This is a genomic window from Bacillus sp. EB106-08-02-XG196, from assembly GCF_013396335.1.
GTDB lineage: Bacteria > Bacillota > Bacilli > Bacillales > Cytobacillaceae > Neobacillus.
In genome coordinates, this window is record NZ_JABWSY010000023.1 from 1 (window position 1) to 7,410 (window position 7,410).

Consider the following 7,410-nt stretch of genomic DNA (forward strand, 5'->3'; position numbering starts at 1 on the left):
CGCCGCCAGCGTTCGTCCTGAGCCAGGATCAAACTCTCCAAGAAAGTTGATTAGCTCAAAAATGTTACGTTGGCTTAACTTTTATAAAAAGCTAAAAAAATTGTTTGTTGACGTTCTTGTTTGTTTAGTTTTCAAAGATCAATTTCACTCGATCGCCTAAAAGCGACTTTATTAATATATCATCACCACAATGTAAAGTCAATAACTTTTTTCAAGTGATTTCTTTTACGTCAGCAGCGACGTTTATTAATATACCAACATACCATTTAAAAGTCAACGATATTTATTAAATTTATTCCTTTCTTTTTTTAGAATGTAAATCTATCCTTTCTTTCTGCTTTTATTGTCCCGTCTCATATATTTTAAACACTCATTTGGGGAGGCCACTCTTCTAAATAAGGTAAATAAAATTTTATAACGTTCTTCCATTGCCCGTTTTACAACATGATCAATACGATCATCCTTTAAATCAAATAATATTTCATCCATCTCTCTCTTTATTAGGTATTCCATTTCTTTTACTTCTTTTGCATTAATGAGAAGCCCAAACATTGAATCACCCTTTATGTAAGATGTATTTATAGTAGTCTTTTCCAAAATAGTAAAATTTATAATTATTTTTTGTTAATCATATTCATTAAAAAATTTGCATAGGTATGAGACAAGGATAGCATTGGACGAGGTGGTTATAATGAACTTCTTTTTTGTATTGAATGGTAAATCTGTAAAACAAATTCTTTTAGTAGTGATTGCTGCATTTTTTACTGCATTGTTTCTATTTATGAGTAATCTGTCATTGTCTCCAGTCTTCTCTACCAAGGATGGACCTAAAGCCGTTTATCGCGGCGAAAAGGACATTGCTCTTACCTTTAATATTGGCTGGGGTGATGAAAAGGCCGAGCCCATTTTAGATGCATTGAAAAAAGAAAATGTGAAATCAGCCACTTTCTTTTTGGCTGGTTCATGGGCAGAGAGGCACCCGGATATTGTCAGTCGGATCGTTAAGGAAGGATTTGAAATTGGGATTCTTGGTTATGCCTATGAAGATTACACTGAATTAGAAGATGTTAATATCGGGAAAGACATTGCAAAAGCAAAGGAAGCTTTTAGAAAGTTAAATATTAATGAGATAAAGCTTCTTCGCGCTCCTACAGGTCATTTTGATGAACGCTCCTTAAAAATTGCGGAACGATATGGATACACGGTCGTTCATTGGAGTGTAGATTCAAAGGATTGGACCAATCCTGGTGTTAATCAAATTATTGCAAACGTAAAGAAAGCGGATAAAGGAGATATCGTTCTCCTCCATGCATCTGATTCCGCGAAACAGACAGCCAAGGCATTGCCGGGAATTCTCCATGGCTTACAAAGTAAAGGCTTGAAACTTGTTACAGTTTCAGAGTTAATCGCAAATGGAGTAGTTGAATCAAAAGAAATTAAATAAAAAAAGAAAAAACCGTCCTCCTTTTCAAATGGACGGTTTTTTGCTTGATTTTTTCTGAGCATTTGTTTTTTTATTAGGGACTCGGTTACTCTCTATTCTCTGTCTCACCTGCTGTGATTGCATGTTTAACTTATGAAGAATCAAGATTTGATAAGCATTACAGGCCAATAAGGAGAACAACATTAGATAAACCCAGCTATGTTCATTAACACGTAAAACAGGGAACCACTCGATAACAGTAACTACAATCATAAAAAAGAGTGCAGGAATAAATGCCTCGCGATTTGTTTGTTTGGCTTTAAACCATGCTGTGACCAAAGCTGGAATTAGCAGAAGAACTGCTAGAACGATATAAGGCAGGAGGCTGTCTCCAGATTTTGCAAAGGTCTCATAGCGTAAATAAACAAGATCAAATAACACAAATAGAATAATAACTACTTGAACACCATTCCAAAGTGAAACGGATTTAAAGATACCTAAGCCAAAGCGGTGGACAGTTAGATAGGCAAAAAAGCCCATTTGACTAATAACACTATAAAGAAAGCCCCATAAGATAAACCAAAAAAGAGCGGATAATATATTAATGATTCGAAAATCAGCAAAATAGTTCACATATTCATTCCAATTGATAATAAAACCTACAATTGCTGTTGTAATTGCGCCAATTAATAGCGTAGTCATAAACAGCCTAACCCAAATACGACTCGTCACACCATTATCCTCCAATAACAAAAAATAAATTTCCATACTGATTGTACCAATCCAAATATAAAAAATCCATCTTTTCAATATTCACACGCATAATCTAACCCTCTTTTCTTCATCCTAAAAATTAAGGACTCTTATGTGAAAGGAGCTTTTTATATGAAAGGAAAAAGTCTTATATCCCTCTTGCTCATCACCATGATATTAACTAGTTGTGCATCACCAGAAGCAAGCGGCGGTGAACAAATAGATTATGAAGCAACAAAAAAGATGGTTGTCGATATTCTTAAAACGGATGATGGTAAGAAGGCAATTCAAGATGTAATGTCTGATGATAAGATGAAAGAAAAGCTGATAATGGACCAAAAGGTTGTCTCTGATACCATTCAGCAAACTCTTACTTCAGAAAATGCTACAGAGTTTTGGAAAAAAACTTTTAGTGACGAAAAATTCGCCCAAGGAATAGCCAAAAGCATGCGAACTGAGAATGAAAAACTTTTAAAGGATTTGATGAAAGACCCTGAATATAGAGGCATGATGATTGAGGTTTTCAAGGAACCGGAAATTCAGAAGGAAATGGCTGACGCTTTAAAGAGCAAAGAATATCGGGAACACCTTCAAAAAGTTATCTCAGAAACGCTTGAAAGCCCTCTTTTCAAGGTGAAAATGCAAGAATTACTCTTAAAGGCTGCTGAGGAAACACAAAAAAAGGAAGAAACAAAAAATGAGGAAAAGGAACAAGAAGGCGGCGAATAACAGAGAAATGAAAACCTCTTCCAAGTTGGAAGAGGCTTTTCATTTTATTTTTTCAAAAGATTTGTCATTTTTTCAGCAATTTCTAGATAAATTTTTCCTAATTGGTGATCTTCCTGATAAATTGACGGAGCAAAATCATCATCATTCCAATCAGGCTGATTAAGAGGCAGACGACCAAGAACTTCTGTATTCAAGTCTTCGGCCAACTTATCACCGCCGCCTTTACCAAATACATATTCTTTTTCACCTGTTAGCTTACTTTCAAAGTAAGCCATGTTTTCAATAACACCTAAAATTTCATGATCTGTACGCAGTGCCATAGCACCAGCCCGCGCCGCAACAAATGCCGCTGTTGGATGTGGAGTAGTTACGATTACTTCTTTACAAGCTGGAAGCATCGTATGAACATCTAATGCGACGTCCCCAGTTCCAGGTGGTAAGTCCAGTAGTAAATAGTCCACTTCTCCCCATTCGACTTCATTAAAGAAGCTGTTTAGCATTTTTCCTAACATTGGACCACGCCAAATGATCGGAGAATTATCTTCTACAAAGAAGCCCATTGAAATGACTTTAACGCCAAAGCGCTCAACTGGAAGGATTTTTTCTCCTCTAACCACTGGTCTTTTTGTTATTCCCATCATATCCGGAACACTAAAGCCATAAATATCTGCATCAATTAAACCTACCTTTTTACCTAGTCGAGCTAGGGCAACGGCAAGGTTGACTGAAACAGTTGATTTACCTACTCCGCCTTTTCCACTCGCAATCGCGATAAAGTTCGTTTTATTAGAAGCCAGTAATCCCTTGTCTTCTGTTTCGCTTGATGATTGACGGTGTTCTGCTAGAACCGCTTCTGGCAGCTCACTAAATCTGATCCCAACCGTTTGTGCTCCCGCTTCTTTTAGCAAATTAACTACTTGTGTTTGCAGTTGTAATTGTTCAGCCGTACCCGTTTTCGCAATCTGCAATTTCACGCTGACATGGTTTTTCTCTTCTTTGATTTTTATTTCTTCAATAGCATTTAGTTCTGCTAATGTTTTATGTAAAAATGGTTCTTTTAAGCTTCCTAGCACTTCTTGAACTTTCACTTCTGTTAACATGTAAACAAACACCTCACCTAATGAATTCGTTTCCAGTTTTCAGTATAACATAACTTTTAATAGAAACAGTTAAATGAATCACATCCATTATTATTCAAAAAAAAGGAAGGTGATTAAACACCTTTATTCATCTTCTATCTTTAATTCCTTTTCATTGGTAAAATAACGCAGTACTCCTTGATAGATGGATGCTGCTACCTTCTCCTGATAGGCTTCCTTTTTTAATTGCTCTCTTTCATTAGGATTTGAGAGGAATCCTACCTCTACTAACACTCCAGGCTTTTTAGCATTTTTTAAAATATAAACCGAATTAATTGGCTTCGCCTTTCTCGTCGTATTTTCTAAATTTACAATCAGTTCATCTTGAATGAATTTTGCCGCTTTGGCATTTTCTTTAAAGTGAGATGCATAAAATGTTTGCGCGCCGCTCCATCTTGCTGACGGAATGGCATTTAAATGAATGCTGACAAAAAGATCATTATCAGAGTTGTTTATCATTTTTAAACGCTTTTTCAAATCTTCCACTTTTCTTCTACTGTATCCTTTTGTATCAACATCTGCCAAATCTTTATCTGTCTCCCGGGTCATGACAACTAAGGCTCCCTGCTCCTGCAAATAATCTCTGACTTTTAATGAAATATCCAAAGCAATGTCCTTCTCTAATGCTTTTGAATTTCCGGCCCCGCCGTCTGGACCGCCATGACCAGGGTCGAGTAAAATGATTTTGCCTGATAAGGGAAGACTCCATGAATCGCTGCCCCATGTGTTCTCTTTGACAAAATCATATTGTAAAATCAGAAATAAAAGAAGCAAACCAACAGAAAAACCAATGACCTTTAATTTTTTCTTAGACACCCCAATCATTCCCTCCCGCTCGTCCCTATTCACTTAACTATATGGGACAAGGGACCTGTTTAGAACCTAGAAGAAATGAGAATGTAAAGCACCAGGATCATCGCTGCCCCTGGTGCTTGTTCTAACCATTCAATTAGTGTAATCGCAGCTTGCGGCGCCTTTGACCATTATTATAGCCTTCTTTCCACCATACATCTATATAACCCTCACAGGAGTAATAAAGGGTTTCACTCATGATTCCTTCTTCACCATTCCCCCAATAGAGGAGAAAATTGTACAGCGTATCAATTAAATGTTTCTCTTCTCTTTGACAACGTTTACGTACTTCATCTATATTCTCACCGTAATAACCAAATTTGCTGAATTTTGCTCCTAATAGGTAGGCTTCCAATGCAACGTCATAACAAGCCTCTTCAATTCCTGTATTCATAACAAAGCTTTGCGCAATTCTTGTTGAACCAAAATACTGCTGCACTCGTTCTTTTAACGTTTTCACCGATAAGTCCTTAAGGACGGACCGCTCGTATTTTATTTGTTTATCGCGACGCTTTTCTTTAAAGGTTGTAATTACAGTCACTCGTTTTTCACCTCTTAGGACTATTCTTCATCCCTTTGTCATAAGAAATGCAAACTACAAAGCGTTTTGTATTGCCAATTTTTATCGTATAGATTTCAAGCCTTCGATAGTCACTTCAACAGCTTTTGCTTAATCCCACCTTATAGAAAAGGAACTTCCCTTTATTACTGCAAACATATTTCTCCACCATTTCTCATAATAATGAAAAAAGGAGGGGAGGATTTGAAAAGAGTTCCCACAGATAATTCTCAACTTAAATATCCAAACGATATGCTTGCGATAATAAAAAAAGGGTTAAAAAAAGGGACCACCCCCAAGAAAGTCCTAATTGCAGGTGCAGGGATGGCTGGTTTAGTCGCGGCGTCCTTACTGAAAAAAGCTGGGCATGAAGTGACGGTTCTTGAAGGAAACAACCGGGTTGGGGGCAGGATTTTCACAGTACGCCAGCCATTTACCCAGGGTAATTATCTAGACCTAGGTGCTATGCGAATTCCAGATACCCATGTTCTGGTATTCGAATACATTCACCGTTTCAAACTGCCTATTAATAGATTTATTAACGCTACACCAAGAGATTTGATTTTTGTTAATAATGTACTTACAACCAGTGCTTATTATGAGAAAAACCCTGATATACTAGGTTTTCCTGTTCAAGAGTGGGAAAAAGGAAAAACAGCCAATGAACTTTTCCTCGCTTCCGTCAAACCTTTTATTGACCTTTATAAAAAGAGCACACCTGAGGAACAAGAGAAACTAAAAGAAAAATTTGATAGCTATTCAATGGAAGAATTTTTAAAAAATAACCCGTTCGGCCCTTCTTTGTCATTGAATGCCATTCGAATGATTAGTGTCATACTTGGTATTGAAGGATTTAGAGAATTATCTTTTGTAGGTATTGTTACGGATATCATCTTCCCCATTTTCAATGAAGAAACGGTCTTTTATGAAATTCTGGGAGGAAACGATCAAATCCCCTTATCGTTTTTGCCTGAACTTCATCAAAATATTTACTTGAACCAAAAGGTGGAAAAGGTCATTCAAAACAATAGAGGGGTTGTTTTTCAAACGAGAAATCAGGTAACAGGAGAAGCTCAGGCCTTTTCTGCCGATTATGCCATTATTACCATTCCTTATTCAGCGTTTCAGTTCGTTGATGTTGAACCTTACCATTCTATTTCCTTTAAGAAATGGCAGGCCATCCGAGAACTCTTAACGCTGCCTGCAGTTAAAATTGGAATTGAGTTCAAATCCCGTTTTTGGGAAAACCTCCAGTTAGGCAACGCAATATCAGATCGAACTACTCGGTTTAGTTATATACCTAGTCACGGTATCGGGAGCGTTGGACCTGGAGTCCTACTCGCTAGCTACAGCTGGGGCCATGATGCAATACTGTGGAATAGCTTAACGAAGGATCAAATTATCTATTATGCACTTAAGGATTTGGCCAAAGTATATGGAAACGTGGTTTATAAGGAATTTCTGCAGGGAATTTCTTTCAATTGGAGTCAAAACCCCTTCTCAGCTGGGTGTTTTACACTATTTACACCAGGTCAAGTCACTGACTTTGGTGATTACATTCATCAACCTGAAGGGCTGCTGCACTTTGCAGGAGAGCATACTTCTAACTTTCACGGATGGATTGAAGGTGCCGTTGAATCTGGAATTCGAGCAGCATATGAAGTAAATGGAAGATAAGTAAACTCCCAACCAAATGGGCTGGGAGTTTCTCATTATTCGTATTTAATTAATATTTGAATCCTTCCTTCTTGAGGGTTACATCATTTAAATAGGCTCTTTTCGTAAACCTTGTTGCTTTCTGTACAAATTACTCTAAATTAATCGCTACTTCGGACAGGTTTGATGAACTTTAGAGTATGGTGTCCGAACCAGAGGTGACTTCAGACAAGTTTGATGAATCTAAGAGTCATGGTGTCCGAACCAGATGCAACTTCAGACAAGTTTTGATGAATCTA

8 protein-coding genes are annotated in these 7,410 nt (G+C 37.2%); 3 read left to right on the plus strand and 5 right to left on the minus strand.

Going from position 1 to position 7,410, the window contains the following annotated elements; genetic code table 11:
* Positions 1–321: 321 nt before the first annotated feature.
* The gene (locus tag MLOOGBEN_RS26280) at positions 322–552 is read right to left on the minus strand and encodes a hypothetical protein (RefSeq protein WP_179161227.1); all 231 of its coding nucleotides are present in this window, start codon (positions 550–552) and stop codon (positions 322–324) included.
* A gap of 139 nt (positions 553–691) precedes the next feature.
* On the opposite strand from MLOOGBEN_RS26280, the gene pdaB reads away from it, so the two are divergent.
* A complete protein-coding gene (pdaB, locus tag MLOOGBEN_RS26285) occupies positions 692–1,444 on the plus strand; it encodes a polysaccharide deacetylase family sporulation protein PdaB (RefSeq protein WP_179161228.1) in 753 nt (250 codons plus the stop codon).
* A gap of 24 nt (positions 1,445–1,468) precedes the next feature.
* Here pdaB and MLOOGBEN_RS26290 read toward each other — a convergent pair whose 3' ends face one another.
* On the minus strand, positions 1,469–2,155 hold the full coding sequence (locus MLOOGBEN_RS26290) for a KinB-signaling pathway activation protein (RefSeq protein WP_179161229.1): 687 nt from the start codon (positions 2,153–2,155) through the stop codon (positions 1,469–1,471).
* 153 nt (positions 2,156–2,308) lie between these two features.
* Here MLOOGBEN_RS26290 and gerD point away from each other — a divergent pair, with 153 nt between their 5' ends.
* Positions 2,309–2,905 carry a spore germination lipoprotein GerD gene (gerD, locus tag MLOOGBEN_RS26295; RefSeq protein ID WP_179161230.1) on the plus strand — a complete coding sequence of 199 codons (597 nt, stop codon included), beginning with the start codon at positions 2,309–2,311 and terminating at the stop codon, positions 2,903–2,905.
* 44 nt (positions 2,906–2,949) lie between these two features.
* On the opposite strand, the gene MLOOGBEN_RS26300 is transcribed toward gerD, so the two are convergent.
* From MLOOGBEN_RS26300 to MLOOGBEN_RS26310, 3 genes are all read right to left on the minus strand, one after another.
* Complete coding sequence (locus MLOOGBEN_RS26300) at positions 2,950–4,005, minus strand: Mrp/NBP35 family ATP-binding protein (protein WP_179161231.1); 1,056 nt, start codon at positions 4,003–4,005, stop codon at positions 2,950–2,952.
* Positions 4,006–4,128: 123 nt separating this feature from the next.
* Complete coding sequence (gene cwlD, locus MLOOGBEN_RS26305; RefSeq protein ID WP_368737827.1) at positions 4,129–4,860, minus strand: N-acetylmuramoyl-L-alanine amidase CwlD; 732 nt, start codon at positions 4,858–4,860, stop codon at positions 4,129–4,131.
* A gap of 133 nt (positions 4,861–4,993) precedes the next feature.
* Positions 4,994–5,437 (minus strand): YbaK family protein, encoded by a 444-nt coding sequence (locus MLOOGBEN_RS26310; RefSeq protein WP_179161233.1) that lies wholly within the window; start codon positions 5,435–5,437, stop codon positions 4,994–4,996.
* Positions 5,438–5,659: 222 nt separating this feature from the next.
* Here MLOOGBEN_RS26310 and MLOOGBEN_RS26315 point away from each other — a divergent pair, with 222 nt between their 5' ends.
* The gene (locus MLOOGBEN_RS26315) at positions 5,660–7,132 is read left to right on the plus strand and encodes a flavin monoamine oxidase family protein (RefSeq protein WP_256989286.1); all 1,473 of its coding nucleotides are present in this window, start codon (positions 5,660–5,662) and stop codon (positions 7,130–7,132) included.
* Positions 7,133–7,410: the final 278 nt, after the last annotated feature.

Excerpts from the sequence above, each read along its gene's own strand:
- MLOOGBEN_RS26280 (WP_179161227.1), bottom strand. The coding sequence starts at position 552 with ATGTTTGGGCTTCTCATTAATGCAAAAGAAGTAAAAGAAATGGAATAC.
- pdaB (WP_179161228.1), top strand. The coding sequence starts at position 692 with ATGAACTTCTTTTTTGTATTGAATGGTAAATCTGTAAAACAAATTCTT.
- gerD (WP_179161230.1), top strand. The coding sequence starts at position 2,309 with ATGAAAGGAAAAAGTCTTATATCCCTCTTGCTCATCACCATGATATTA.
- MLOOGBEN_RS26300 (WP_179161231.1), bottom strand. The coding sequence starts at position 4,005 with ATGTTAACAGAAGTGAAAGTTCAAGAAGTGCTAGGAAGCTTAAAAGAA.